Consider the following 25401-nt stretch of genomic DNA (forward strand, 5'->3'; position numbering starts at 1 on the left):
CGGGCGCGAGCACCCCGGAGGACGAGCGCCCCGGCTAGGACGACAGCTTGCGCATCAGCCGCACGCCCTGCGTCGGCGTGAGGTGCGGCAGGTACGCCTTGCCGATCGCCCGGGTGATGCTGGGCAGCGCCGCCGGGTCGGGGTACGCCATGTACATCGGCCGGTACTCCGGCTGGAACTTCGCCTTGAAGGCGAGCAGGGAGCGGAAACCGTACACCGGCTCCAGCACCCGGCCCAGCCAGTCCAGGGTCTTCTGCAGCCCGGTCGGCGGCTCCTTCTCCGACCGGGCCAGCGGCGCGCCGGAGAGCGAGAGGAACCGCGCGCCCTCCTGCTTGAAGCCGAGCGCGGCCGAGGCAATCAGGAACTCCGTGACGCCGCGGAAGCCGTCCGAGCTGCGCCGCATGAAGTCCAGCGTCCAGCCGACCGGCTCGCCGTTCTCGTAGACCGGCATCCAGCTGGTCAGGCCGTGCACGGCGCGGTCCCCGTCGATCGCGATCAGCAGCCGCACCGCCGGGTCGTCCAGCTCCTCCAGGCCACCGAGGGTGAACCCCATCTCGGGCAGGCCCTTCTCGGAGACCCACTCCTCGGAGATGGCCCGGATCTGCTCCTTCAGGGCCAGCGGCGCCTCGTGGTACGACCACCACTCGGCGGTGATGCCCTGCTTGCCCGCCTTGTTGAGCGCGGTCCTGATGTCCTGCCACTTACGACCGGTGAAGGCGAGGTCGGGCAGGGCGACCACGGTGTCCTCGGCGACCTGGAGCGAGCGCCAGCCGAGCTCCCCGGCGGCGGCCCGGGTCTGCGGGGTGACGCTGTAGAAGCACGGCGTCCAGCCCCGGGCGTCGCAGTACCGGGCGAAGCCGGCCACCGCGCTGTCCCGGGCCGCCGGGTCGCCGAAGGGGTCGCCGGTGGTCAGCGCCACGGTGTTCAGCACCCGGTAGGCGACGGCGGCCCGGCCCTCCTCGTCGAACCAGTAGTGGTTGCCGTCCCAGGTGGTGAGGAACGACAGCGTGCCGCCGCCGTGCTCGGTGAGCAGCGCCCGGGCCCGGGCGGCGTCCTCGGCGGCGACCTGGACCACCGGCCGGCGGAAGGTCAGCAGCAGCGCGGCCAGCGCGACCGCCCAGAAGCCGAGCCCGCAGTACGTCTCCAGGGCGCGGGCGAACGGGCCGACCGCGATCGGGTAGTCCGGCAGCAGGTCGTTGTAGGCGGGCGGCAGGAACTGGGCCGGCAGCCCGTGGACCAGCCCGCGGAAGGTCGCGCCCGGCTCGAACTGCCCGGCGGTGAGCACACCCAGCCCGGTGTAGGCGGCGGAGGCGACGGCCAGCGCCCCGCCGACCACCGCGAGCAGCCGGCCGAGCACCGCGCGCGGCAGCCGCAGGGTGAAGCGCTTGCGGGTGGCCAGCAGCAGGCCGACGGTGACCATCGGCAGCAGCAGCGCCTCGACGAAGTACTGGACGACGTCGCTCGAACCGGTGCTGGTCTCCGCGAACAGGACGACCAGCATCGCGGTCCAGAGCAGTTCGGTGGCGACGGTGATCCGCCAGGCGAACCGCAGACCGCGGCGCAGCCCCTCGGCGAGCACCAGCAGCAGGGCGGGGAAGAGCGTGGCCATCAGCCGGGCCGGGGTGTCGAAGATCCGCTGCACGGCGTGCGCGCGGGCGCAGTCGTGGGCCGAGACCGAGCAGAAGTCGGCGACCTCGTCCGGGGTGAGCCGGTGCGAGAGGTAGATCTCCGAGAAGGTGTTGAACGGGCCGGCCGCGTTGTCGTACAGCGAGGCGATCATCGGGCCGAGCGCGGCGGCGACCAGGCAGAGCGCGACCAGCACCCGGGTCTCGGTGTGCGAGGAGCGGTGCGAGCGGAGGTGCGGGCGGCGGCGGAACAGCAGCGCGCCGGCGGCGAGGCCGACCAGCGCCCCGCTGAACCGCTGGACGCTCTGCAGGTGCCCCACGTACAGCGCCATCACCAGCGGCATCAGCAGCACCAGCAGGTGCAGTCGCCGGCGCCAGAGCACGGTGAGCCGGTAGCCGAGCACGCCGGCCAGCGCGAACAGGCCGACGCCGGGGCCGACCGCCGTCTGGCCCGCTATGGACAGGGTCCACTGCTCACCGAGGCGCGCGCCGACCGCGACCGCGACCGTCCCGGCCATGACGCCGGCCAGCTGTCCGGCGACCAGCACCCCGAGGGTGCGCAGCCGGCCGAGGCGACGCTCGGCGGCCGGGCCGACCAGGAGCAGCAGCAGGCTGGTGAAGACGTAGGCGCCGATGCCGGAGCACCAGAACAGCGAGGTGAGGGGCGTCCACCAGCGGCCCGCGTGGAGGGTCGGCCGGCCGATGCCGACCTGCTCCAGCAGGGCGTCGGACGGGCCCCGGGTGAGGCTGCCGGTGGCGGCGCCGACGGCCCACAGGCCGACCAGCAGCACCAGGGTCAGCGGGGCCTCGCCGAGCCGGGCGGCCAGCCGGGTGACGAGCCCGGCGGCCGCGCGGACGACGCGCTGCGGCGGCCGCGGCGCGGACGGGCCCGGGCCCGGGGCGCTGTGATCGGGCCCGACGGCGTCGGTGCCCGCGGGCGCCGCGGCGTCGACGCGCTCGGAGCCCGACCCGGTGCGGAAGGACTTGGGCACGAGCAGCCGCGACTGTGCCCCGCCGCGGTTCTGCTCCTGCTCGGCGGCCGCTCCCGGGGCGGCGCCGAGCAGCGTCACCGGATCATCCCGGTCTGCTGTGCCAGCCAGGGCAGCTGGTCGGCGATGCCGGGCCGGAAGATGATCCAGCCGTGCCCGCCGGGCATCAGATCGAACTTGGCCTGCATTCCCGCCTCCACGACCGCGCGGTACACCTTCTCCTGCTGCGGTCGGAACTCGTCGTCGTCACGGCCGACCACAATGGCCCCCGCGGTGTCCGGGAACTTCTTCCGCGCCATCACCTGGAGCGGGTCGACGGCGGCGAACTTCGCCGCGTCGCCGTCGAAGGCCGCCTGGACGGTCTCCTCACGGGTGCCGAGGGTGGGCTCGTCCTGTCCCGACATGTCGAGGAACGAACCGTAGACCTCGGGCGCGTTGACGGCGAGCTGGAGCGCGCAGGTGCCGCCCATCGAGGCACCGGCGATCACCCAGCTCTTGCGGCCCTCGGCCGTCTGGAGGTTGGCGTGCACCCAGGCCGGCACGTCCTCGGCCAGGAAGGTCTGCACGTTGGCGATCCTGGAATCGAGGCAGAGCGTGTTGTTCCAGGTCGAGCCCAGCTGGTCGACCATCACCACGATCGGCGCCAGCCCGTGGTGCTCGGCGGCGAAGGCGTCGAGGGAGTCGGCGATCTGGCCGGCGAACACCCAGTCGCCCGGGGTGCCGGGCTGACCGGCCAGCAGCACGACCACCGGCAGCAGCGGCCGGGGGCTGGCCTGGTAGGCGGGCGGCAGGTACACGTACCCGTCGCGGGACTCGAAGCCGGACTTGGTGCCCGGGACGGCGACCGTGGAGACCGTGCCCTTCGCCGGGAGGTCCGCCGGTGCCTGCCAGACCTCCTCCAGCACCTTGCCGGGCGGCCGGCCGATGGTGGCGGCGACCTTCCCCGTGGTCAGCTCCTGGGTCTTCTCCAGCCACGGCGCCAGCATCACCCGGCCGGTCGGGTACTGGTCGAAGCCCCGGTTCACCTGGGAGGACGCCATCAGCAGCACCAGGGCCCCGGCGGCGACCGCCAGCAGCTTGCGGCGGAACGCGGCGCCGCGCAGCCGGAAGGCGACCAGGCAGAGCCCGACCAGGCCGACGGCGATCCACCAGGTGACGTAGTGCGGGGTCCCCTCGGGGAAGGGGTGCCACCAGTCGTCGACGGCGGTGTCGAGCAGCAGGCTGAGCGCCGCCGCCGTGACCAGGGCCGCGGGCAGCCGGCGCCGCCACCACCCGCTGGTGCGGGAGTAGCAGGCGAGGAACAGCAGGGAACCCCAGCCGGCCACCAGGACGGCGCGCGGGATCGGGCCGCGGGTCAGCGGCCAGTCGATCGGGTTCCAGCTCAGGGCGAGAGAGACGGTGGTCATACGTTCGTCCCCGAACGCCTGGTGTCGGCCAGGAAGCCGTAGGCGACGACGTTGCCGTCGTAGCCACGCTCCTCGCTGTAGGCCCCGCCGCAGGTGATGACCCGCAGCTGGGCGTCGGCGGCCTGGCGGTACACCCGGTCGTCCGGGAAGTCCTTTCGGTCGTGCACTTCGATGGCGTAGAGCTGGTAGACGGCGGTGCGGCCGTCCTCGCGGAGGATCTCGATCCGGTCCCCGCGGTGCAACGCGCCCAGGTCGTAGAAGACGGCGGGCCCGCTGTGGTTGTCGACGTGGCCGGCGATGATCGCCGTGCCGCGCTGGCCGGGGGCGGCCCCGTCCCGGTACCAGCCGGCGAGGTTGCGGTCCTCGTCCGGCGGGGTCTGGAGGTGGCCGTCCCGGTCGAGGCCGAGTCCGGTGACCGGGGCGTCGAGCCGTACGGCCGGGATCCGGATCCTGGTCGGCCGGGAGGGACCGAGCGGCGGCACCACGGAGACCGGGGCGAAGCCGGTGAGGGCCTGCCCGGAGCCGGGGGCCGGGGGCAGCACGGTGCCGCCGTCGTTCAGCAGCCACGCCCCCAGCACGAGCGCGGCGGCGACCGCCAGGGTGCCCGGCCACGGGCTCCTGCTCTGCTGGGCGCCCACCGGCGCTCCCCTCTGCTGACGTCGAACGGTTGCCGGTTTCTGGGAGATGTCTGAGAACAATGCAACCGGATCGGACCTTATGCCACATCCCTACGATGGTCGTACTCACTCCCCCCGATCGGCAGGGGCCGGGCGGTCCGACGTGGTCCGAGCGGGTGAGTCGTCACCGTGACGCCACTCTCCGGTCACCTGGCGGATGCACGTTGTCGCGACAATCTCTTCATCTGACATTCAGGAACGTCATCGCGGTTGCATCCTTCGGGCGATGACTTCCGACCGTTCGTGGTGAAGCACTGACCGCTTCCGATCACATGCCATGCTGGCCCCGTTCACAGGCTTATCACCGCACTTGTCCCACCGGACCCGGTCCGGCGGACGGTCGCGCGCGCCTGCCGTGCCCCGCCCCCGCGCACGCCCCACGAACGGAGTGACCATGGACGCCCTCTCCCGTCGCACCCTGCTGGCCGCGGGTGCCGCCGGCGCCGCCAGCCTCGCCGCGGGCTGCGCGAGCCGGACCGATACCGACGGCGGACAGGCGACCACTCCGGCCCCGGTCCCGGCCACCCCGGCCGAGGACCACGCCACGACCCCGACCGAGGCCGCCAAGCCCCCGGTCACCCTGATCGGCGACGGCTCCACCTCGGACACCGGCCCGCAGCCGAACCAGCCCTCGCTCGAACCCCTGCGGCCCGGCCAGCGCCCGCCCCAGTTCGTCGTCTTCTCCTGGGACGGCGCCGCCGAGCTCGACAACGGCCTGTTCGCCCGCTTCCGCCGGCTCGCCCGGGAGCACAACGCGTCCATGACCTTCTTCCTCAGCGGGTCCTACCTGCTGCCCGAGGGGAAGAAGGACCTCTACCACCCGCCGCAGCACAAGGTCGGCGCCTCCGACATCGGCTACCTCAGCGACCAGCACATCCACGACACCCTGGAGAACCTGCACGCCGCCTGGCTGGAGGGGCACGAGATCGGCACCCACTTCAACGGGCACTTCTGCGGCGCCAACGGCGTCGGCCAGTGGTCCGCCGAGGAGTGGGACAGCGAGATCGAGCAGGCGATGGGCTTCGTCACGAACTGGCGGACCAACACCGGCTTCACCGACCTGCCGGCGCTGCCCTTCGACTACCGCAAGGAGCTGATCGGCAGCCGCACCCCCTGCCTGGAAGGGCAGCGCAACCTGCTCCCCACCGCCGTCCGGCGCGGCTGGCGCTACGACAGCAGCGGCAACGGCACCCAGACCTGGCCGCAGAAGATCCAGGGCGGTGCGCTCTGGGACCTCCCGCTGCAGTCCATCCCCTTCCCCGGCCACACCTTCCAGGTGCTGTCGATGGACTACAACATCATGTTCAACCAGTGCGGGAGCAACACCAAGGCCGACCCGGCGCTCCACCCCGGCTTCCAGACCCAGGCCCGGGACTCCTACCTGATGGGCTTCGAGCGCGCCTACACCACCAACCGCGCCCCGTTCGTCATCGGCAACCACTTCGAGGAGTGGAACGGCGGCATCTACATGAACGCCGTCGAAGAGGTGATCAAGGCGATCGCCGACCGGCCCGAGGTGCGGATGGTGTCCTTCCGCCAGCTGGTCGACTGGCTGGACGCCCAGGAGCCGGCGCTGCTGCGCAAACTGCAGGGCCTCGCCCCCGGCCAGGCGCCGGCCGGGGGCTGGGAGAGCTTCTGAGGCCAGAGGCCGGGCCGGACGGGCCGGGTCCGCCGGAGGTCCTCCCGCCCGACCGGTCAGCCGGCCGAGGGCTCGGCCGGCGCCTTCCGGACCCGGCCGGCGACCAGGGCGCCGAGCAGCGCCACCCCGGTCATGACCAGGAAGATCACCGTGAAGGCCGCGGTCGACCCGGTGCCCGCGGCGCCGTCGTGGGCGGCGGCCACCGAGCCGCCGCCCAGCGCCGCGAACAGCACCCCGGCCAGCCCCACCAGCAGCACATTGCCCAGCGCGTCGCTCACCTGGAGCGAGGCCGAGTTGGCCCCGGCGTCCTCGGGCGTGGACAGCTTCATCATCAGCACGCTGATGCTCGCCACCGCCAGGCCCATGCCGATCCCGCCGACGCCCCAGGCCACCGCCGCCACCCAGGCCGGCACCGCCGGGACGAGCACCAGCGCCGCGCCCGCGATGGCCACCGCGGTCAGCGCGAAGCCGCCGCGGATCATCAGCGCCCGGTGCCGCTCCGCCCCCGGCCGGCCCTGGATCCAGGAACCCAGCGCCCAGGACAGGCCGCCGCTGGTCAGGGTGAGACCCGCCAGCGTCGGCGACAACCCGCGCTCGGTCACCATCATCAGCGGGATGAACGCCTCGGCCGCGAAGAACGCCCCGGCCGCGACCCCGCGCAGCAGGATCACCGTCGGCAGTCCGCGCCCCGCCCGCAGCGTCCCGGCCGGCAGCAGCCCCAGCACCGCCGGGACCAGCAGCGCCGCACCCGCGACGGCCGGCAGCAGCCCGGGCAGGTCGCGCCGCTGGCCCGCGTACTGCAGCAGGCCCGCGCCCAGCGCGGCCATCGCGGCCAGCCCGGTCCGGCGGCGGTCGAACCCGCCGCCCCTGAGCACCGGCTGCGCCTTCTCCGAGCGGCGCAGCGCCGGGCCCATCACCGCGAGCGGCAGCAGGATCAGCACCGGCACGGCGAGGAACACCCAGCGCCAGCCGATGTGCTGGGTGACCGCCCCGGAGACCACCGGGCCGATGATCGAGGGCAGTACCCAGGCCGAGGAGAAGGCCGCGAAGACCGAGGGCCGCAGTCGTTCGGGGTAGGCCCGGCCGACCACCACGTAGAGCGCGACGATCACCAGGCCGCCGCCGAGGCCCTGGATCGCCCGGCCGCCCACGAAGATCCACATTCCCGGCGCCGCCCCGGCCACCAGCAGCCCGGCACCGAACACCACGATGCCGGTGAACAGCGGCCGCAGCGGCCCGCTGCGGTCGCACCACTGGCCGGAGACGACCAGGGCGAACAGGGTGGTGGTGAAGTAGCCGGAGAAGGCGAAGGCGTACAGCCCGAGCCCGTCGAGTTCACGGGCGGCGACCGGCATCGCGGTGTTGACGGCCGTCGCCTCGAAGGCGATCACCAGCACCACCGAGACGATGCCCAGGGTCAGCGCCCGGAAGCGGTCGCCCATGACCCCTCCGCCGGGGTCGGTCGATATCGGAACGGGGGCGGTGTCGGCCGACACGGGGGAGGCTGTGGTCATACGTATGATCGTAAGGCGCATCCGGCCCGATGGCCCCTGACCGCGGTCGGGATCCGCCTCCGCCGACAGTCCTAGGACCGGAGGCCGAGGACCCGGCGCGGGGCCTTCCGGACGGCTCGGCCCGGCCCCTTCGGGCGGCCCGGCGCGGTACCTTCGGACCCCGCCCCCGGGTGGCTCAGTGCAGCACCTTCAGGCCCACCACGCCGGAGACGATCAGCAGCAGGCAGCCGATCCGGGCCAGGGTCACCGCGTCGCCGAGCACGGTCATGCCGTACAGCGCCGTGCCCACCGCGCCGATGCCGACCCAGATCGCGTAGCCGGTGCCGATCGGGATCGAGCGCATCGCGTACGCCAGTCCGCCCATCGAGAGCGCCAGCGCCACACCGAACACCACGGTCGGGACCAGCCGCGAGAAGCCCTTGGAGGATTCCAGGGCCACCGCCCAGACGGTCTCCAGGACACCGGAAACAAGCAGAACGAGCCAAGCCATGACGGTCGTACCTCCGCAGTCGGCAGCGGCCGGGTTGCCGCTGTCACTGCGCCGTCTTGTCGTCACCGGGTACGACGCGCTCGTCCGGGGCGGCCGTCGGGGGCCACCTGCTCCCGACCGTAGCACACCCCTCCGTGAATCCCGCCACACGGAATTTACAAAAGGATATTGACGCTCCGCCCGGCATTCCGCCAGACTGAATTCACCAACACGGCGGACGACGACAGGAGTCGGACATGGACAGGAACACGGCGGCCCACGCGCCCCGCACCTGTGCCACCGCTCCCCACTGTTGTCGCCCCTGTCGCTGCTGCCGCTGCGCCTGAGCGCACCCGCAGTCCAGCCGCACCACCAGCCCCACCCCACGGCCGTGTGCCCGAGTGGATCAGGGAACCGCCTGCAAAGCGGTGTACACGGGTTCGATTCCCGTCATGGCCTCCCCGAAAACGAATTGCCGGTCCGGCCCCGAAAAGGCCGACCGGCAATTCGTCGTGCTTTCCGAAGAAAAGCCCGGGCACCGGGTGATTCCGCGATCGCCGCGGAATCACCCGGTGGCACCGGCTCACCCGGTGGCACCGGCTCAGCCGGTGACGGCGTCCTCCGGGCGGATCGGCAGCCGGCCCACCGGCAGGCCAGTGGCGGCCCGGACCGCCGCGGCCACCGCCGCCGGCGCGGTCACCGCGGGCACCGCGCTGACCGCCTTGGCCCCGAACGGGGCCACCACGTCGCGCTCCTCCAGCAGGGCGGCGACCCGGATCTCCGGCGTGTCCAGCGCGGTCGGCAGCCGGTAACCGGTCAGCGAGGGGTTGGCCAGCACGCCGCCCTCGGTGCGGAGGTCCTCCAGCAGCGCCAGGCCGACGCCCTGGGCGACCCCCGCCTCGATCCGGTCCTCGATCTGGCGCGGATTCAGCGCCCGGCCCACCTCCTGGGCCACCGTCACCTCGACCACCCGGACCGCGCCCAGCTCGATGTCCACGTCCACCACCGCGCGCATCGCGCAGAACGCGATGGAGACGAAGGCGTCGCCCTGCCCGGCCTCGTCCAGCGGCTCGGTCGGGTGCGGGCGGCACTGCGCGGTCGCCCAGAGCTCCTTGCCCTCCAGCGCCTCGGCCACCGGCATGCCGAGCACACCGTCGTACGAGGTGATCTTGCCGTCGGCGATCTGCAGCAGTTCCACCGACATCCCGAAGTCGGCGGCGATCGGCTGCAGCAGCTGGTGGCGGACCATCAGCGCGGCCCGCTCGACCGCGCCGCCGGACACCCAGGTGTGCCGGCCCCGGGCCGCCGGCCCGGCCTCCGCCTGGTCGCTGTCGGCGGGCGCGATGTACACCTCGCCGACGCCCAGCACGCTCTGCACGATCTGCCGGGCCAGCGTGGCGAAGCCCTGGCCGGCGTCGACCGCGGCGCAGATCACCGTGGCGTGGTCGCCGCTGACCCGCACCGTCGCGGTGGCGACCTCGTCCTCGCCCTCGGCACCCAGCATGTGCACCATGCCCAGCGCGTAGCCGATCCCCCGCCGCACCGCGGCCGGGTCGCCCGCGCCGCCGGGCCCGCCCGGCAGCAGCCATTCGGCGTCCGGGTCGTCCACCGGCAGCGCCGGCAGCGGCTCCGCGGCCACGGCGTCCAGCAGCGCGGCCACCGGCGCCGGGCAGGTCACGGCCTGTCCGGTGGGCAGGGGGTCCCCGGTCGCCATCACGTTGCGCCGGCGGACCTCCACCGGGTCCACCCCGATCCGGGCGGCCAACTGGTCCAGCTGTGACTCGTAGGCGAAGCACACCTGCAGCGCGCCCTCGCCGCGCATCCGGCCGGCCGGCGGGTTGTTCGTCCGCACCGCCCAGGCGTCCACGAAGACGTTGGGGCAGTTGTACGGACCGACCGAGAAGGCGGTGGCGGCGGCCAGCGCCTCGGCCGAGACGTCCGCGTAGGCGCCGCCGTCCAGCAGGATCTGCGCCTCGACCTTCACCAGCGTGCCATCGGCGTCCGCGTGGTGGCGGTAGCGCAGCAGCGCCGGGTGCCGCGAGGTGTGGGTGTGGAAGGACTCCTCACGGGTGAGCGTCATCTTCACCGGGCGGCCGGTGCGCAGCGCCAGCAGCGCCAGGGTGACCTGGAAGGAGAGGTCCTCACGGTCGGAGGTGGCGCCGGGCACCCCGGTGACCACCAGCCGCACCCGGTCCGGCTCCAGGCCCAGGCAGGCGGCGGTGCGGTCCCGGTCGCCGTGCGGGTCGGTGGAGGACAGGTGGAGTTCGACCCCGCCGTCCGGGCGCGGCACGGCCAGGCCGGCCTCGGCGCCGAGCGGGGCCGGGTCCTGCCGGCCCACCTGGTACAGGCCCTCGACGATGATCTCGCCGGCCGCCTCCGGGTCGCCGGTCCGCAGCGGCAGATGGCGGAAGAGGTTGCCGTCCGGGTGCAGCGCCGGGGCGGTGAAAGCCTGCTCGGGGTCGGTGACGGCCTCCAGCGGCTCGTACTCGACGACGATCAGACCGACCGCGAGCCGGGCGGTGTCGGGGTGGTCGGCGGCGACCGCGGCCACCGGCTCGCCGTGGTGGCGGACCACTCCGGCGGCCAGCACCGGGCGGTCGGCGACGATCGGTCCGGACGGCGCGCCGTCCGGACCGCCGTCCGGACCGGCCGGCAGGTCGGCGGCCGTGACCACCGCGTGCACACCGGGCAGGGCCAGCGCGGCCGAGGTGTCGATGCCGAGGATCCGGGCGTGCGGGTGCGGCGAGCGCAGCACCGCGCCCCACAACAGGCCCTCGGCCCACAGGTCGGCGGCGTACGGGAAGATGCCGAGCGCCTTGGGCAGGGCATCACTGCGCAGCGGGGAACTGCCCAGCCCGAACGGCTCCGTCGCGCCGCCCGCGTCACCGTCCTGCTGGAGTGCTGCGCCGATGTCGGTAGGCGACGTCATGATGCGTGGTCGTCCTCGGGGAGCCGGATGCCGTGGGCGGGGGTGGCGCCGTACGGGACGCCGGCCTGGGCGGTGCCCTCGGCCGGGGCACCGTGCGGCGCGGGGACGTACGGCGTGCCGTGCGCGGGGGTGGCGGGGGTCTCGTAGACCGGGCCGTCGTACGCCGAGGCGCTGTCGTAGCCGGGCTGCTGCGGGTAGCCGCCCTGGTCGGGGTAGCCGTTCCCCGGCAGGTAGGTGCCGTGCGCCGGGGTCGCGCCGGGGTAGGGCTGCTGCTCGGGGTAGCCCTGGGCGGGGAAGAAACCGGTGGAGCCGTCGGCCCGCTGCGCCGGGACGTCCCGGATCGGGGCCAGCACGGTGGTGTCGTACACCCCGCTGTCGTAGCCGCCCTGGCCGTCGGTCCGGCCGGGCCCGCCCGGGGCGCCGTACCCAGGGGCCGCGCCGGGGCCGGCCGGGGGGGCCGCCTGCTCGGCGGGCGGCTGCGGGACGTGCTCGATCCAGGCGTCCTCGGTGTAGACCGGCAGGTCGGTGGTCGCCGGCCCGGGGTCCGCGGCGGCGGCCGCGGGTGTCGGCGCCGGAGCGGCCGGGGCCTCCTCGGCGACGGCCTCCACGGCACCGGCCGCGGCCGCGCGCGCGTCGGCGACGGTCTGCACGGCGGCCAGCGCGCCCCGGTAGCCGGTGCACCGGCAGAGGTTGCCGCACAGCGCCTGGCGCGCCTCGACCTCGGTGGGCCGGTGGTTGCGCTGGAGCAGGTCGTGCACGGCCATCGCCAGGCCGGGCACGCAGTAGCCGCACTGCACCGCGCCGGACTCGGCCAGCGCCTGCTGGACGTCGCTGGCGCCGCCGCCGGCCGACAGGCCCTCGACGGTGTTGATCTCGCTGTCCTGGGCGAGCGCGGCGGGCACCAGGCAGCCGGCCACCAGCTGGCCGTCGACCTGCACCGAGCAGGCCCCGCACTCGCCCTGCTCGCAGCCGTCCTTGGCGCCGGCCAGGCCCAGCCGCTCGCGCAGCACGTAGAGCAGGCTCTCGCCGATCCAGGCGTCCGTGACGGGCCGTTCGAAGCCGTTGACCCGCAGGCTGTACGAGGTGGTCGGCCGCAGCTCCCGGCTGACCTGCGGCGCGTGGTCGTGCGCGTGGTCGAGCATCCCCGCGTCCAGGGCCTCGATGGGGTGGTCTGTGGTCACTTGAGCGCCCTTCCCAGTGCCCGGCGGGCCAGCACGGCTACGGTACGCCGCAGACGGACGGCGGCCGCGCTCGGCCCCTCGGTGACGGCCTCCCAGGCGCCCTCCGCGCCGTAGCCGTCGGGGACGCAGGCCGCGGCCACGTACTCGCCGAAGGCCGCGGTCGCGGCGGGGTCGATCTCCCGCGAACCGTCCCAGTCGATGCAGCCCGCCACCCACGCCTCGGCCTCCAGCGGCCGCAGCGGCACCGGGGCGACGGCGCCGACGGCGCAGCGGACGGCGCGCCGGGCCGGGTCCAGGACCAGGGCGACGGAAGCGGTGGCACGGGCGGGGCCGCTGCGGCCGGTGGCCTTGAGGAAGACCTGCGGGGCGTGCAGCAGCGGGACCCGCACCCAGGTGAGCAGTTCGCCGGGCCGCAGCGGGTCGAGACCGGTCAGCAGGTGGCTGACCGGGACCTCGCGGGTGGCGCCGGCCCGGGCCAGGGTGACGCTGGCCTCCAGCGCCGCGAGCACCGGCAGGGTGTCGCCGGCCGGGGCGGCGGTGGCGATGTTGCCGCCGAGGGTGCCGACGTTGCGGACCTGCGGGGGCCCGGCGGTGCGGGCGGCGTCGGCGAGCGCGGGGATCAGCGCGGCGAAGTCCGGCCGGTCCATCCGGGCGTGGGTCAGCCCGGCGCCGAGGACCGCGGTGCCGCCGTCCTCGTAGCGCCAGCCGCGGAGTTCGGTGATCCGGCCGAGGCCGACCAGGGAGGCGGGGCGGAGACGTCCCGCGTTGACGGCCTCCATCAGGTCGGTGGCGCCGGCCACCGGCACCGCGGCCGGGTGAGCGGCCAGCGCTTCGACGGCCTCGTCGAGGGAGGCCGGCAGCATGATCGTCCGGTTCACCTGGGTCCCACCGTGCTCCACTTGCTCATCGATCGCCTGCCGCCCGCGGCCCCTGGACGGGGGTGTCCGCTCCGGCAGCCCGGCCTGGCCCGTAGGGTACGGGCGATCGGGCCGGGTTGGGCAACTCTGGCACACAATGCTCGATGATCATTTCGGGGCAGGCGAACGGTACTGCCCGATTGAGACCGATACCGGGCGGTATCCGCCCCGGTCCGGTCCGGACCGGGGCGGATGTTCATCTGTTCTTGACGTCCGACGCCCACCCGGAAGTTCCCGCGGGCCTCCGGTTCAGACCGCCGGCGGCGGGCCCTCGATCGGTCGGCCCACCACCCCCGGGCGGGTCTGCCACGGGTGCGGGCCCGCGGCCGGGCGGTACTCGACGCCGAGCGCGTCCAGCACCTCCAGGTGACCGGCCATCCGCTGTTCGAAGCCGGCGAAGTCGCGGGCGGCCGGGTCGGCGGGCAGCGCCGACCAGGCGACCTCGGCGAAGGCCGCGAGCCGGGGGAAGGCCCGGTAGTCGATGTCCCGGGCGCTGTCCATGAACTCGCTCCACAGGTTCGCCTGGGTGCCGATCACCCGGCGCGCCGCCTCCGCGTCGAGCTGGGCCGGCACCGGCTCGAACCGGTAGACGTCCTCCAGGGTGCGCACGAAGCCGACCGGGATCGGCTCGTCCTCGCCCGGTGCCTGCCGGTGGTCCAGGTAGACGTGCTGCTCGGGGCACATCACCACGTCGTGCCCGGCCTGCGCGGCGGCGATGCCGCCGCCGTAACCGCGCCAGGACGCCACGGCGGCGCCCGGGGCGAGGCCGCCCTCCAGGATCTCGTCCCAGCCGATCAGCCGGCGGCCGCGCTCGGCCAGCCAGCGGTCGAAGTGCCGGATGATGTGGCTCTGCAGCTCGTCCTCGTTGTCCAGGCCCAGCTCGCGGATCCGCTCCTGCGCGGCCGCGCTGTCCTTCCACTGCTCCTTGGGGCACTCGTCGCCGCCGAGGTGGACGAACTCGGACGGGAAGATCTCCAGGACCTCCTCCAGCACGCCCTCGAAGAACCGCAGGGTGGCCTCGGAGGGGTTGAGCACGTTGTGGCTGACCCCCCAGTCGGTCCACACCCCGAGGGCCCCGGTGTCCACCACGTCGGCGTTGCCCAGCTCGGGGTAGGCGGCCACGACGGCCTGGGTGTGGCCCGGCAGGTCGATCTCGGGCACCACCGTGACGGCCCGCTCGGCCGCGTAGGCGACGATCTCGCGCAGGTCGGCCTGGGTGTAGAAGCCCCCGTGCGGGCAGTCGTCGCGGCGCCCGGCGGAGCGGTAGCCGACCATCGAGCGCTCACGCCAGGACGCCCGCTCGGTGAGCCCGGGGTAACGCTTGATCTCCACCCGCCAGCCCTGGTCGTCGGTCAGGTGCAGGTGCAGCACGTTGAGCTTGTGCGCGGACAGCTGGTCGACGAAGCGCAGCACGTCGGACTTGGGCAGGAAGTGCCGGGCGACGTCCAGCAGCGCGCCGCGCCAGCCGAACCGCGGCTCGTCCGCGAGGTCGACGCCGGGCAGCACCCAGTCGGACGAACGCAGCGGCGCGCGCCGGTAGGCGTCCGGGCCGAGCAGCCGGCGCAGCGTCTGGGCGCCCCAGAGCGCGCCGGCGGGGCCGCCGGCGGTGATCACCGCGTGGCCGGGGCGCACCGAGATCCGGTACGCCTCGGCGGCGAGCGCCGGGTCGAGGAGCAGTTCGACACCCTCGCCGGGCCGCCCCGGGGCGAGCGGCAGGCCGGTGGCGGCGGTCAGCGAGGAACGCAGCCACCGTTCGGCCCCGGCCAGCTCGGGCGGCGCGGTCAGGGTGGTCGTCCGGTCGAGCGGGAAGTCCTGGTCCGGGAGGCGGACGGAACTCACGGGAGCGGGGATGAGGTCCATTGCGCCATCCTGCCCCGACCCCGACCAGTGGCATAGACCACTCGGGAATCGCGGCACCATGCAAAACGGTGGTGTGCGGAACTCGGTCGGCGCGGGCTACTTGCCCTTGTCGCCGTCCCCGTCCTGCGGCTTGCCGATGCCGTCGTAGATCTCCTTGCACATCGGACAGACCGGGTACTTCTTCGGGTCGCGACCGGGCACCCACACCTTGCCGCAGAGCGCCACCACCGGGGATCCGGAGAGCGCGCTCTCCATGATCTTGTCCTTCTGGACGTAGTGCGCGAAGCGCTCGTGGTCGCCGTCCCCGTGGGACACCTGCGGGACGGGCTCGACCAGGGTGCCGGTGCCGAGGCCGCGCTCGGGCTCAAGAGTGCTCATGAGTGCCAAGTCTATGGGCGCCCCGGAGAAGCGGGCCAGTGTCGCGGCGCCGACGTGACGGCGCACCTTCGAATCGGCCCCGGCCCCGCGTCCGGAACCGGTTCCGGACGCGGGGCCGGACTCAGTTCAGGGTCGGATCGTCCGGATAGGTCGCCAGCAGCGCCAGCGGCCCGCGCTGGCGCCGCAGCACCGCGCGCCACAGCCGCTCCGGCTCCGGACTGGAGATGTCCCCGGGCTCGCACTCCACCAGGTACCAGGCCCCGGTGGAGATCTCCGACTCCAGTTGCCCGGGCGCCCAGCCCGCGTAGCCGGCGAAGATCCGCAGCGCCCCGAGCTCCCCGGCCAGCACCTCGGGCGGCGCCTCCAGGTCCACCAGGCCGATCGCGCCGTGGACCCGGCGCCAGCCGAGCGGCTCCCCGGTGCCCGGCTCCCCCGGTGCCACCGCCAGGCCCAGCGCCGAGTCCAGCGCCACCGGCCCGCCCTGGAACACCACCGCGGGCAGGCCGACCAGTATCCCCCAGCCGTCCAGCACCGTCCCGACCTCGACCGGCGTCGGCCGGTTCAGCACGACACCGAGCGCCCCCTCGGCGTCGTGGTCGAGGAGGAGCACCACCGCCCGGGCGAAGTTCGGGTCGGTGAGCACGGGCGTCGCGACGAGCAGACGGCCGGTGTGGGACCGGCCTCCGTGCGAATGGGCCGCCGTCATGCCTCACATGATCCCGCAGAACCCCCGGCGGCGGCACCCGAAACGGCGACCGCACCGGCCGTCCGGCCCCACTCGCCACGAACACCCGTACGGACCCGCCGACGCGCGCCCCGGGCCCGGGGAGAGCACCATCACGGGAGAGGCTCACGGGAACCGTCGGCACGACCACTACCATCTACTGATGGTGGACGCCCCTCCACGGTGCCGACTCGGTCACGCCGGGGGCCCGACGCGCCCGTGAAACGCTCCACCGCCTGGCTCGTCGCCGAGCCCGCCCCACTCCTCTGGCACCCCGGATTGCGAGAACGATGACCGACGACGTCCTGCTGGTCCACGGCGGAAACCCGCTCGAAGGCGAGATCCGCGTCCGCGGTGCGAAGAACCTGGTCCCCAAGGCCATGGTCGCCGCCCTGCTCGGCCAGGGCCCCAGCAGACTGCGCAACGTTCCGGACATCCGCGACGTCAAGGTGGTCCGAGGTCTGCTGCAGCTGCACGGCGTGACCGTCCGCACCGGCGACGAGGACGGCGAGCTGATCCTCGACCCCTCGCACGTGGAGAGCGCCAACGTCGCCGACATCGACGCCCACGCCGGCTCCTCGCGCATCCCGATCCTCTTCTGCGGCCCGCTGCTGCACCGCCTCGGCCACGCCTTCATCCCGGGCCTGGGCGGCTGCGACATCGGCGGCCGCCCGGTCGACTTCCACTTCGAGGTGCTGCGCCAGTTCGGCGCCACCATCGAGAAGCACCCGCAGGGCACCTACCTGGTGGCCCAGCAGCGGCTGCGCGGCACCAGGATCGAGCTGCCCTACCCGTCGGTCGGCGCGACCGAGCAGGTGCTGCTCACCGCCGTCCTCGCCGAGGGCGTCACCGAGCTGCGCAACGCGGCCATCGAGCCGGAGATCGTCGACCTGATCTGCGTGCTGCAGAAGATGGGCGCGATCATCACCCTGGGCACCGACCGCACCATCCTCATCACCGGTGTGGACGAGCTGGGCGGCTACAACCACCGGGCGCTGCCGGACCGGCTGGAGGCCGCCTCCTGGGCCTGCGCGGCGCTGGCCACCAAGGGCGACATCTACGTCCGCGGCGCCCGCCAGCTGGAGATGATGACCTTCCTCAACACCTTCCGGAAGGTCGGTGGCGCCTTCGAGGTGGACGACGAGGGCATCCGCTTCTGGCACCCGGGCGGCGAGCTCAAGGCGATCGCCCTGGAGACCGACGTCCACCCCGGCTTCCAGACCGACTGGCAGCAGCCGCTGGTTGTCGCGCTGACCCAGGCGACCGGCCTGTCCATCGTCCACGAGACGGTGTACGAGTCGCGGCTGGGCTTCACCGGCGCGCTGAACCAGATGGGCGCCCACATCCAGCTCTACCGCGAGTGCCTGGGCGCGACCCCGTGCCGCTTCGGCGCCCGGAACTTCCTGCACTCCGCGGTGGTCTCCGGCCCGTCCAAGCTGATCGGCTCCGAGCTGGTCATCCCGGACCTGCGCGGCGGCTTCTCGTACCTGATCGCGGCGCTGGCGGCCGAGGGCACCTCGACCGTGCACGGCATCGACCTGATCAACCGCGGCTACGAGAACTTCATGGACAAGCTGCGCGACCTCGGCGCCCACGCCGAGCTGCCGGGCGAGCTGCCCGCGGTGGCCGCGGGCGAGCCGAGCGGTGAGCTCGTCGACGCCTGACCGGTGACGTCCGGCGGCCCCGCGGGGCCGCCGGACACAACGGCGGGAGGCCGGGTCCCCACGAGGGGGACCCGGCCTCCCGGCCGTTCAAGAGGTCGTTCAGACGCCCTTGGCGGCTTCCTTGAGCTTGGAGCCGGCGCTCACCTTGGCGCTGTAGCCGGCCGCGATCTGGATCGGCTCGCCGGTCTGCGGGTTGCGGGCGGTGCGGGCCGCGCGGTGGGTGCGCTCGAAGGTCAGGAAACCGGGGATGGTGACCTTCTCGTCGCCCTTGGCGACGACCTCGCCGACGATCTCGGCGAAGGCGGCCAGAACGGCGTCGGCGTCCTTGCGGGTCACCTCGGCGCGCTCGGACAGCGCGGCCACCAGCTCACTGCGGTTCATGTGTACTCCTGTGGTCTGTTCGCTTGCGGTGTGCCGGGGCCCGTCGGTACTCCCACCGGGAGGCACCCCGATGGGCCGCGGGTCCGCACACTGTGCTCATGCAGGCAATGCGTGGTCGCGAGCCGGGTCCGCACCCAGTGCCGCGCGCCGTGCCCTCGAAGGCCCGCCTGCCTGCCCGGATACGAATCCTGCCCCGACCGGCCCCGAGAAAGCCAATCGGGCCCCGGCGCCACGACCCGAACAGCGCCCGCCCGCCGGAGGTGTGACGCTCCGTCGGCTCCGGCGGACCGGGCGCGGGCGGCGGTCGGGAGGACGCGCCGGAAGGCCAGGGGGACGTTCCGTACTTGTCGGACACGCCTGCCCCGTGCAGGGCTACCGTACGCCCTAGGTCCGACAAGCCCAAACACGCCCCTCGCCCTTGTGTCGCAAGGGTTCGGGGCGGGAATGGGCGGGTACGACCGTTAATCGGTCATTTGATCGATCCACGCCACGGTGCGGACACCGTCGCGGAGGCCGGACGCCGGGCCCGGCGCAGGGGCCCGTCGACGACGTCCGAGGTCAGAGCCGCACGGCGGGGAAGGAGGCGGTGTCGAGCGTGCCGACGATGCCCGGGGTCGGACGGGCCGGCGCGGGCGCCTCCGAGGCGGCGGCCAGGGCGGCGTCCCGGACGGCGGCGGCCACGGTCTTGGCCACGTCCTTGTGGAACACGCTGGGGATGATGTAGTTCGGGTTGAGCTCGTCGTCGCCGACGGTGGCCGCCAGCGCCCGGGCGGCGGCGATCATCATCTCGGTGTTGACCGTGCGGCTCTGCGCGTCCAGCAGGCCGCGGAAGACGCCGGGGAAGACCAGCACGTTGTTGATCTGGTTCGGGAAGTCGCTGCGGCCGGTGGCGACCACCGCGGCGGTCTGCCGGGCCACCGCCGGGTCGACCTCCGGATCCGGGTTGGCCAGCGCGAAGACGATCGCGTCCCCGGCCATGGTGGCCAGGTCGTCGCCGTCCAGCACGTTCGGGGCCGAGACGCCGATGAAGACGTCGGCGTCCGCCACGGCCTCCTTGAGGCTGCCGGTACGGCCCGAGCGGTTGGTGTGGTCGGCGATCCAGCGCAGGTTCTCGTCGAGGTCGTCACGGCCCTGGTGGACCACGCCCCGCACGTCCGCCACGGTGGCGTGCTCGACACCCGCGGCCATCAGCAGCTTGAGGATCGCGGTGCCGGCGGCGCCGGCGCCCGACATGACCACCCGGATCCCGGAGATCTCCTTGCCGACCACCTTGAGCGCGTTCATCAGCGCCGCCAGCACCACGATCGCGGTGCCGTGCTGGTCGTCGTGGAAGACCGGGATGTCCAGGGCCTCGCGCAGCCGGGCCTCGATCTCGAAGCAGCGCGGCGCGGAGATGTCCTCCAGGTTGATGCCGGCGAAGCCCGGGGCGATCGCCCTGACGATGGCGACGATCTCGTCGGTGTCCTGGGTGTCCAGGCAGATCGGCCAGGCGTCGATCCCGGCGAAGCGCTTGAACAGGGCCGCCTTGCCCTCCATGACCGGCAGCGCGGCGGCCGGGCCGATGTTCCCCAGACCCAGCACCGCGGAGCCGTCGGTGACCACGGCGACGCTGTTGCGCTTGATGGTGAGGCGGCGGGCGTCCTCGGGGTTCTCGGCGATCGCCATGCAGACCCGGGCGACACCCGGGGTGTAGATCATCGAGAGGTCGTCGCGGTTGCGGATCGGCAGCTTCGAGGACATCTCGATCTTGCCGCCGAGGTGCATCAGGAAGGTACGGTCGGAGACCTTGCCGATGGTGACGCCGTCGATGGTCCGGAGCTTCTCGACGATCTCCTCGCCGTGCGCCACCGAGGCGGCGGCCACGGTCACGTCGATCCGGAGCGCCTCCAGGCCGGAGGCCGTGACGTCGAGGCCGGTCACCGAGCCGCCGGAGGACTCCACCGCCGTGGTGATCGCGCTGACGGCGTTGCCCGTGGCCGGGACCTCCAGCCGCACCGTGATCGAGTTGGAGACACTGGGCACCGTCGCCATCGACGTTCCTTCTTCCGTCTGTCCGTCCGCGAGTTCAACAGTTTGTTGAAGTCCCTCGCCTGCGCATGCTAGACCTCGATCGTCGCACCTACCAGGGCGTAGCCAGAAATAACGTTCATTGAGTGTGCGGACCCGACAACTTCTTGCCTCCGGCGCCCGATGCGTTACATTGGACGGGACACCGGCTCGATCCAAGCCCCCGGGCCCAACCTTCGTCCCTTCGAGGGACCACTTGCCGCGAGGCGAGCATGGCGGGTCGGTGTCGTAGCTTCTGAAGGCCCCTCACCCACCGGGTGAGGGGCCTTCTTCGCGCTCCGCGCGGGTGGCGCCGACGGCCCGGTGACGGCCGGCCCGGGCGGGGCCGGCCGTCACGCTCCGTCAGACGCCCGGACGGGCGAACGGCGGCGCGCTCAGCCGTGCAGCAGCGCCGGCATCCCGGCCGCGTCGGGCAGGTCGTCCGGACCGGACAGCACGGTCAGCCGCTGGGTCGCCCGGGTGAGCGCCACGTACAGCACCCGCAGGCCCGCCTCCGACTCGCCGGCGATCCCGGTCGGATCGGCCACCACCGTCGCGTCGTACTCCAGGCCCTTGGCCTCCAGACTGCCGAGTGTCACCACCCGCTCGCCCAGGCCCCCGGCCCAGCCGGCCGCCTCGGTCCGCCGGTCCATCGGCACCACCAGGGCCACCGTGCCGTCCACCTCGCCCAGCAGGCGCTCCAGCTCGGCCCTGGCGGCCGCGCCGAAGGCTTGCGGCGAGGGGTCGGTGACGGCCGCGAACCTCGGCTCGACGCCCACGTGCCGCACCGCGCTCGGCGACGGCGTGCCGGGCGCGGCCAGTGCCAGCACCTTGGCCGCCACCTCGGCGATCTCGGCCGGGTTCCGGTAGTTCACGGTCAGCGTGTAGCGGCGGCGCGGCTTCCCGGACAGCACCTCGTCCAGCGCGGCCTGCGCCTCCTGCGGGAACGGCCAGGAGGACTGCGCCGGGTCGCCGACGATGGTCCAGGTGGCCATCCGGGCCCGGCGGCCGATCATCCGCCACTGCATCGGGGTGAGGTCCTGCGACTCGTCCACGATCACGTGGGCGTACTCGGCGCGCTCGGCCTGCACCCGCTCCCGCTGCCGGGAGTTCCGGTCGGCGAAGGTGGTGACCTCGTCCAGGCCGGTCAGCAGGTCCGCCGCGTCGACCTCGCGGAACTTCGGCCTGGCCGGTTCGCCGAGCAGCAACTGGAGCTCGTCCACCAGCGCCACGTCGTGTGCCGACAAGTCACCCTCGCCGTGCTCGGACAGGTGCCGCCAGGAGGCGGCCAGCACCTTGGACTCCTCCGGCGTGACCGTGCCGCGGGCGATCCGGTTGGTGTGCCGGGACTGCTTCAGGGTGCCGAGCACCGAGCGCGGGGTGACCGCGGGCCACCAGGCGTCCAGGAAGGCCAGGAACGGCGCCTCGTCCGAGACGTACTCGTCGAAGGACTCCTTCTCCTCCTGCCGCCGCTCGCGGGCGTAGTGGTCGGCCGGCCTGGGCAGGTCGCGGACGGCCTCCTGCCAGAGCGCGTCCAGCAGCAGCCGGCGGGCGCGCGGGCGGAGCAGGTTGAGCGGGGTGCCGCCGGAGCCGAGGACGTTGCCGCGCACGGTCCTGAGCCGGCCCGCGTCCAGCCGCAGCACCTCGCCGCGGGCGACCACCTTGAGCTCCTGCGGAGCGCGCAGCTCCAGCGTTGCCCGGGCGGCCCGGCGCAGCAGCTGGACCATCCGGGCCGAACCCTTGATCCGGGCCGCCCGCGGGGTGTCGTAGGTGCCGGCCTCGATGCCGTCGACCAGCGAGCCGACCGCGCGGATGGCGACCTGGCCCTCCTCGCCGAGCGAGGGCAGCACGCCCTCGGTGTAGGAGACCAGCAGCGGGGTCGGCGAGACCACCAGGATGCCCCCGGCGTACCGGCGGCGGTCCTGGTAGAGCAGGAACGCGGCACGGTGCAGCGCGACGGCGGTCTTGCCGGTGCCGGGGCCGCCGGTGACCAGGGTGGCCCCGGCCGCGGGGGCGCGGATGACCTCGTCCTGCTCCTTCTGGATGGAGGAGACGATGTCGCGCATCGAGTGGCTGCGGGCCCGTCCGAGCGAGGCCATCAGCGCGCCGTCGCCCACCACCGGCAGTTCCTGGCCGTCCAGGGTGGGAGTGAGGTCGGGGCGGAGCAGGTCGTCCTCGACCCCGATCACCTTGCGGCCCTTGGAACGGATCACCCGGCGCCGGAGGACCCGGCCGGGCTCCAGCGGGGTGGACCGGTAGAACGGCGCGGCGGCGGGGGCCCGCCAGTCGATCACCAGCGGGCCGAACTCGGCGTCCAGTACGCCGAGCCGGCCGATGTGCAGGGTCTCGGCCACGGTCGGGTCGGCGGGGTCGAGCGGGGTGTTCGAGGGGATGCCGTGCTCCTCCGGGGCGTCGGCCCGCTGGAGGTCGACCCGGCCGAACAAGAAGTCCTCGAACTCGTTGTTGAGCCGCTGGAGGTGCGCGCCGGCCCGGTACACCTGGGCGTCGCGCTCGGCGAGCGCTCCCGGGGTTCCGACGTGCACCCGCTTGGCGGCGTCCTCAAGGATGTACTCGGCCTCGGCGAGCTTCTCCTCCAGACGGTGGTAGACGGTGTCCAGGTGGCGTTGCTCACCGGCGATCTCGCGCGCGCGCACGGTCTCGTGGTCGGTGGCGGTGGTGTCCGTGTTGCTCTGCATGGCCTCGGTGGTTGCGGCGGAATCCCGCTCCGGGAAACGAGCGGACGGACGATCCTACGCCCCGGGCGGGGGAAACGTGAAGGCCACCCTCCGCAACGCGGTGGGTGGCCTTCACTGTGAACATGGGGTGGTGGAGATGCCGGGAATCGAACCCGGGTCCAGTGGAGTCAATCGAGGGCTTCTCCGAGCGCAGTCCGCTGTGATTTTCTCGGCCCTGGCAGTCACACGGACAAGCCGCCAACAGGCCCAGCTGCTGTTTGATTTCCCATCCACCCTCGCAGCCCGGGTGGACGGTTGAGTTCCCTAGATTATGCCAGGGTCCGGGTCGGGAACTCCCCGGTCTGACACCCAAGCGCTATCGGTGCTTATTAGGCAGCGAGAGCGAACTGCTGGGAATCGCGCTTAGAGTTGGCGATTATTTTTTTGCGACACGTGGTTAACGAGATCATTGCCGCGTTCCTCGGCTCGCTTCCCCTGTTTCAACATCCCCTGTCGAAACCGATCATCCCCATGTTTTTTTGAGAAACAGCTCGGACGGTGACCGTCCTTGTTGCTGGCGCCATCCTACGCGAGGCGACCAGCGGGGGTCCAGCCGATTAACTCTGGCGCCGCCGGGCGGCCGCCACGGCGCGCGCCGTCTCGCGGGTGTCCTGCTTCTCCCGCAGGGTCTGCCGCTTGTCGTAGAGCTTCTTGCCGACCGCGAGCGCCAGTTCGAGCTTCACCCGGCCGTCCTTGAAGTACAGCGAGAGCGGGACGAGGGTGTGGCCGGCGTCGCGGACCTTCGTCTCGATCTTCTGGATCTCCATCCGGTGCAGCAGCAGCTTGCGCTTGCGCCGCGCCGCGTGGTTGGTCCACGTCCCCTGGGTGTACTCGGGGATGAAGACGTTGTCGATCCACGCCTCGTGGTTCTGGATGTAGGCGTAGCCGTCGACCAGGTTGGCCCGCCCCTCCCGCAGTGACTTCACCTCCGTACCGGTGAGCACGAGGCCGCACTCGTAGGTGTCGAGGATGGTGTACTCGTGTCGCGCCTTCTTGTTCTGCGCGATCAGCTTGTGTCCGGTTTCCTTTGCCATAGCGCCGTCATTCTCGCACCTCCGGCCGTCCCGCAGCAGCCCCTTTACGCGCGGCTGCCGAGACCGGCGAGGACCCGCAGGGCGAGCGCGTCCGCGTCCTCCGCGGCGCCCGCCGGGACGTCCGGGGCCAGCCCGGAACCCTCCGGGGAGCGTCCGGCCGGGGTGTAGTAGCGGCCGACGGTGAGTTCCAGCACGGCTCCGTCGGCGAGCCGGCTGGGCTGCTGGACGGTGCCCTTGCCGAAGGTCCGGCCGCCGACCACGACGGCCCGGCCCCGGTCCTGGAGCGCGCCGGTGAGCAGTTCGGCGGCACTCATGGTGCCGCCGTCCACCAGCACCGCCAGGGGGGTGCGCTGGTCGCCGCCGGGCGGGGCGGTGAGCTCGCGGGTGCCGCCGCGGTCCTGGTAGGAACCGACCGGGCCGCCGTCCAGGAAGACCCCGGCGGTGCCGACGGCCTCCTCGACCAGCCCGCCCGAGTTGCCGCGCAGATCGAGCACCACCCCGGCGCGCGCGCCGCGCACGGCGGCGCGCACCTGCTCGGCCACGCCGGAGGTGAAGGCCCGGACGGCGATCCGCGCCACGCCGCCGGCCAGGTGCTCCACGGTCACCTGCTGGCTGTCCAGCAGCGCCCGGCGCAGCCGGACCTCGCGGGCCTCCCCCTCGCCCCGTTGCAGTTCCAGCACCACTTCGGAGCCGGTCTGCCGCTCGGCGCCCTCGCGTCCGCGCAGCCGGGCGACCACCTCGGTCACCGGCAGCCGATCGGCGGCGTCCTCGCCGATCCGCAGCAGCCGGTCACCGACCGCGATCCCGGCGGCGGCGGCCGGGCCGGCGGGCAGCACCTGGGAGACGGTGGTGACGCCGTCCTCGCCCCGGCCGACCGACAGACCCACGCCCAGGTAGCGGCCGTCCAGGCCCTGGCTGAACTCGGCGTACTCCTGGGCGCTGTAGTACGCGCCCCAGCGGTCCCCGGCGGCGCCGATCAGATGCTCGGCCTGCTGCTGGGAGAGGTTCGCGCCGGCCGGGTCCTGGCCCGCCCCGAGGGGCGCCGCGACGGGCCGGACGGCGTCCACCGAGGCCGGGCGTACCGCCGAACCCGGCTCGCCCCAGGCACCGGTGGCGGCCCCGGCCAGCAGGACCGCGCCGAACACCAGGCCGAGGGTGGCCGCCTGACGGGTCGCACGAGGGGAGACGGACATGGCATCGGAGTCTAGGCCCAGCCCGTGGCCGGCACGGGCG

General features: G+C 73.4%; 18 protein-coding genes, 1 tRNA gene, 1 other RNA gene and 1 riboswitch. Of the genes, 3 read left to right on the forward strand and 17 right to left on the reverse strand.

Annotated elements, in window-relative coordinates; translation table 11 throughout:
- Positions 1-34 precede the first annotated feature (34 nt).
- The 3 genes from ACIQ9P_RS25115 to ACIQ9P_RS25125 are packed head-to-tail and all read right to left on the reverse strand — an operon-like array spanning position 35 to position 4658.
- Positions 35-2695: a rhomboid family intramembrane serine protease gene (locus ACIQ9P_RS25115; protein ID WP_402360214.1), complete on the reverse strand. Its 2661-nt coding sequence runs from the start codon at positions 2693-2695 to the stop codon at positions 35-37.
- A complete protein-coding gene (locus ACIQ9P_RS25120; protein WP_402360217.1) occupies positions 2692-4020 on the reverse strand; it encodes an alpha/beta hydrolase in 1329 nt (442 codons plus the stop codon). The genes ACIQ9P_RS25115 and ACIQ9P_RS25120 overlap by 4 nt, the downstream gene beginning before the upstream one ends.
- On the reverse strand, positions 4017-4658 hold the full coding sequence (locus tag ACIQ9P_RS25125; RefSeq protein WP_402360220.1) for a class F sortase: 642 nt from the start codon (positions 4656-4658) through the stop codon (positions 4017-4019). Before ACIQ9P_RS25125 ends, ACIQ9P_RS25120 begins: the two co-directional genes overlap by 4 nt.
- 433 nt (positions 4659-5091) lie before the next feature.
- On the opposite strand from ACIQ9P_RS25125, the gene ACIQ9P_RS25130 reads away from it, so the two are divergent.
- Positions 5092-6336, forward strand: a complete 1245-nt coding sequence (locus tag ACIQ9P_RS25130) for a hypothetical protein (RefSeq protein WP_402360223.1) — start codon at positions 5092-5094, stop codon at positions 6334-6336.
- Positions 6337-6392: 56 nt separating this feature from the next.
- On the opposite strand, the gene ACIQ9P_RS25135 is transcribed toward ACIQ9P_RS25130, so the two are convergent.
- Both ACIQ9P_RS25135 and ACIQ9P_RS25140 read right to left on the reverse strand, forming a co-directional pair.
- Complete coding sequence (locus ACIQ9P_RS25135) at positions 6393-7850, reverse strand: MFS transporter (RefSeq protein WP_402360226.1); 1458 nt, start codon at positions 7848-7850, stop codon at positions 6393-6395.
- A 175-nt stretch (positions 7851-8025) separates the two neighbouring features.
- Positions 8026-8340, reverse strand: a complete 315-nt coding sequence (locus tag ACIQ9P_RS25140) for a DMT family transporter (protein ID WP_402360229.1) — start codon at positions 8338-8340, stop codon at positions 8026-8028.
- A 45-nt stretch (positions 8341-8385) separates the two neighbouring features.
- A riboswitch (guanidine-III (ykkC-III) riboswitch) is annotated at positions 8386-8451 on the reverse strand.
- 255 nt (positions 8452-8706) lie between these two features.
- On the opposite strand from ACIQ9P_RS25140, the gene ACIQ9P_RS25145 reads away from it, so the two are divergent.
- Positions 8707-8778: transfer RNA gene (locus ACIQ9P_RS25145), tRNA-Cys, on the forward strand.
- Positions 8779-8920: 142 nt separating this feature from the next.
- Here the strand turns inward: ACIQ9P_RS25145 and ACIQ9P_RS25150 are convergent.
- From ACIQ9P_RS25150 to ACIQ9P_RS25175, 6 genes are all read right to left on the reverse strand, one after another.
- A complete protein-coding gene (locus ACIQ9P_RS25150; protein ID WP_402360231.1) occupies positions 8921-11248 on the reverse strand; it encodes a xanthine dehydrogenase family protein molybdopterin-binding subunit in 2328 nt (775 codons plus the stop codon).
- Positions 11245-12429: a (2Fe-2S)-binding protein gene (locus ACIQ9P_RS25155; RefSeq protein WP_402360234.1), complete on the reverse strand. Its 1185-nt coding sequence runs from the start codon at positions 12427-12429 to the stop codon at positions 11245-11247. The genes ACIQ9P_RS25150 and ACIQ9P_RS25155 overlap by 4 nt, the downstream gene beginning before the upstream one ends.
- The gene (locus ACIQ9P_RS25160; protein ID WP_051742572.1) at positions 12426-13292 is read right to left on the reverse strand and encodes a xanthine dehydrogenase family protein subunit M; all 867 of its coding nucleotides are present in this window, start codon (positions 13290-13292) and stop codon (positions 12426-12428) included. Before ACIQ9P_RS25160 ends, ACIQ9P_RS25155 begins: the two co-directional genes overlap by 4 nt.
- Before the next feature lie 303 nt (positions 13293-13595).
- Positions 13596-15206 carry a beta-N-acetylhexosaminidase gene (locus ACIQ9P_RS25165; RefSeq protein WP_402360237.1) on the reverse strand — a complete coding sequence of 537 codons (1611 nt, stop codon included), beginning with the start codon at positions 15204-15206 and terminating at the stop codon, positions 13596-13598.
- A gap of 96 nt (positions 15207-15302) precedes the next feature.
- Positions 15303-15584 (reverse strand): DUF3039 domain-containing protein, encoded by a 282-nt coding sequence (locus tag ACIQ9P_RS25170; RefSeq protein WP_030394272.1) that lies wholly within the window; start codon positions 15582-15584, stop codon positions 15303-15305.
- A 121-nt stretch (positions 15585-15705) separates the two neighbouring features.
- Complete coding sequence (locus ACIQ9P_RS25175; protein ID WP_402360240.1) at positions 15706-16290, reverse strand: YqgE/AlgH family protein; 585 nt, start codon at positions 16288-16290, stop codon at positions 15706-15708.
- A 308-nt stretch (positions 16291-16598) separates the two neighbouring features.
- Here ACIQ9P_RS25175 and murA point away from each other — a divergent pair, with 308 nt between their 5' ends.
- Positions 16599-17972 (forward strand): UDP-N-acetylglucosamine 1-carboxyvinyltransferase, encoded by a 1374-nt coding sequence (murA, locus tag ACIQ9P_RS25180; protein WP_402360243.1) that lies wholly within the window; start codon positions 16599-16601, stop codon positions 17970-17972.
- Positions 17973-18071: 99 nt separating this feature from the next.
- Here murA and ACIQ9P_RS25185 read toward each other — a convergent pair whose 3' ends face one another.
- The 6 genes from ACIQ9P_RS25185 to ACIQ9P_RS25210 all read right to left on the reverse strand — a co-directional run bounded on the left by ACIQ9P_RS25185 (position 18072) and on the right by ACIQ9P_RS25210 (position 25361).
- Positions 18072-18353 carry an HU family DNA-binding protein gene (locus ACIQ9P_RS25185; protein WP_188304146.1) on the reverse strand — a complete coding sequence of 94 codons (282 nt, stop codon included), beginning with the start codon at positions 18351-18353 and terminating at the stop codon, positions 18072-18074.
- Positions 18354-18911: 558 nt separating this feature from the next.
- Positions 18912-20384: an NAD-dependent malic enzyme gene (locus ACIQ9P_RS25190; RefSeq protein ID WP_402360245.1), complete on the reverse strand. Its 1473-nt coding sequence runs from the start codon at positions 20382-20384 to the stop codon at positions 18912-18914.
- Positions 20385-20794: 410 nt separating this feature from the next.
- Entirely contained in the window at positions 20795-23095 is a 2301-nt protein-coding gene (locus ACIQ9P_RS25195) for a HelD family protein (RefSeq protein WP_402360248.1), read from the reverse strand.
- 128 nt (positions 23096-23223) lie between these two features.
- Positions 23224-23605: a transfer-messenger RNA gene (ssrA, locus tag ACIQ9P_RS25200) on the reverse strand.
- Between the two features lie 86 nt (positions 23606-23691).
- Positions 23692-24168 carry an SsrA-binding protein SmpB gene (gene smpB, locus ACIQ9P_RS25205; RefSeq protein WP_043474758.1) on the reverse strand — a complete coding sequence of 159 codons (477 nt, stop codon included), beginning with the start codon at positions 24166-24168 and terminating at the stop codon, positions 23692-23694.
- 44 nt (positions 24169-24212) lie between these two features.
- Positions 24213-25361: a S41 family peptidase gene (locus ACIQ9P_RS25210; protein WP_402360252.1), complete on the reverse strand. Its 1149-nt coding sequence runs from the start codon at positions 25359-25361 to the stop codon at positions 24213-24215.
- Positions 25362-25401 lie beyond the last annotated feature (40 nt).

It is taken from the genome of Kitasatospora sp. NPDC094019 (assembly GCF_044764505.1).
GTDB lineage: Bacteria > Actinomycetota > Actinomycetes > Streptomycetales > Streptomycetaceae > Kitasatospora.

Bases quoted from the DNA above. Each gene is read 5' to 3' on its own strand.
- ACIQ9P_RS25120 (WP_402360217.1), bottom strand. From the start codon at position 4,020: ATGACCACCGTCTCTCTCGCCCTGAGCTGGAACCCGATCGACTGGCCG.
- ACIQ9P_RS25130 (WP_402360223.1), top strand. From the start codon at position 5,092: ATGGACGCCCTCTCCCGTCGCACCCTGCTGGCCGCGGGTGCCGCCGGC.
- ACIQ9P_RS25135 (WP_402360226.1), bottom strand. From the start codon at position 7,850: ATGACCACAGCCTCCCCCGTGTCGGCCGACACCGCCCCCGTTCCGATA.
- ACIQ9P_RS25140 (WP_402360229.1), bottom strand. From the start codon at position 8,340: ATGGCTTGGCTCGTTCTGCTTGTTTCCGGTGTCCTGGAGACCGTCTGG.
- ACIQ9P_RS25150 (WP_402360231.1), bottom strand. From the start codon at position 11,248: ATGACGTCGCCTACCGACATCGGCGCAGCACTCCAGCAGGACGGTGAC.
- ACIQ9P_RS25160 (WP_051742572.1), bottom strand. From the start codon at position 13,292: ATGCTGCCGGCCTCCCTCGACGAGGCCGTCGAAGCGCTGGCCGCTCAC.
- ACIQ9P_RS25165 (WP_402360237.1), bottom strand. From the start codon at position 15,206: ATGGACCTCATCCCCGCTCCCGTGAGTTCCGTCCGCCTCCCGGACCAG.
- ACIQ9P_RS25170 (WP_030394272.1), bottom strand. From the start codon at position 15,584: ATGAGCACTCTTGAGCCCGAGCGCGGCCTCGGCACCGGCACCCTGGTC.
- ACIQ9P_RS25175 (WP_402360240.1), bottom strand. From the start codon at position 16,290: ATGACGGCGGCCCATTCGCACGGAGGCCGGTCCCACACCGGCCGTCTG.
- murA (WP_402360243.1), top strand. From the start codon at position 16,599: ATGACCGACGACGTCCTGCTGGTCCACGGCGGAAACCCGCTCGAAGGC.
- ACIQ9P_RS25185 (WP_188304146.1), bottom strand. From the start codon at position 18,353: ATGAACCGCAGTGAGCTGGTGGCCGCGCTGTCCGAGCGCGCCGAGGTG.
- ACIQ9P_RS25190 (WP_402360245.1), bottom strand. From the start codon at position 20,384: ATGGCGACGGTGCCCAGTGTCTCCAACTCGATCACGGTGCGGCTGGAG.
- ACIQ9P_RS25195 (WP_402360248.1), bottom strand. From the start codon at position 23,095: ATGCAGAGCAACACGGACACCACCGCCACCGACCACGAGACCGTGCGC.
- smpB (WP_043474758.1), bottom strand. From the start codon at position 24,168: ATGGCAAAGGAAACCGGACACAAGCTGATCGCGCAGAACAAGAAGGCG.
- ACIQ9P_RS25210 (WP_402360252.1), bottom strand. From the start codon at position 25,361: ATGTCCGTCTCCCCTCGTGCGACCCGTCAGGCGGCCACCCTCGGCCTG.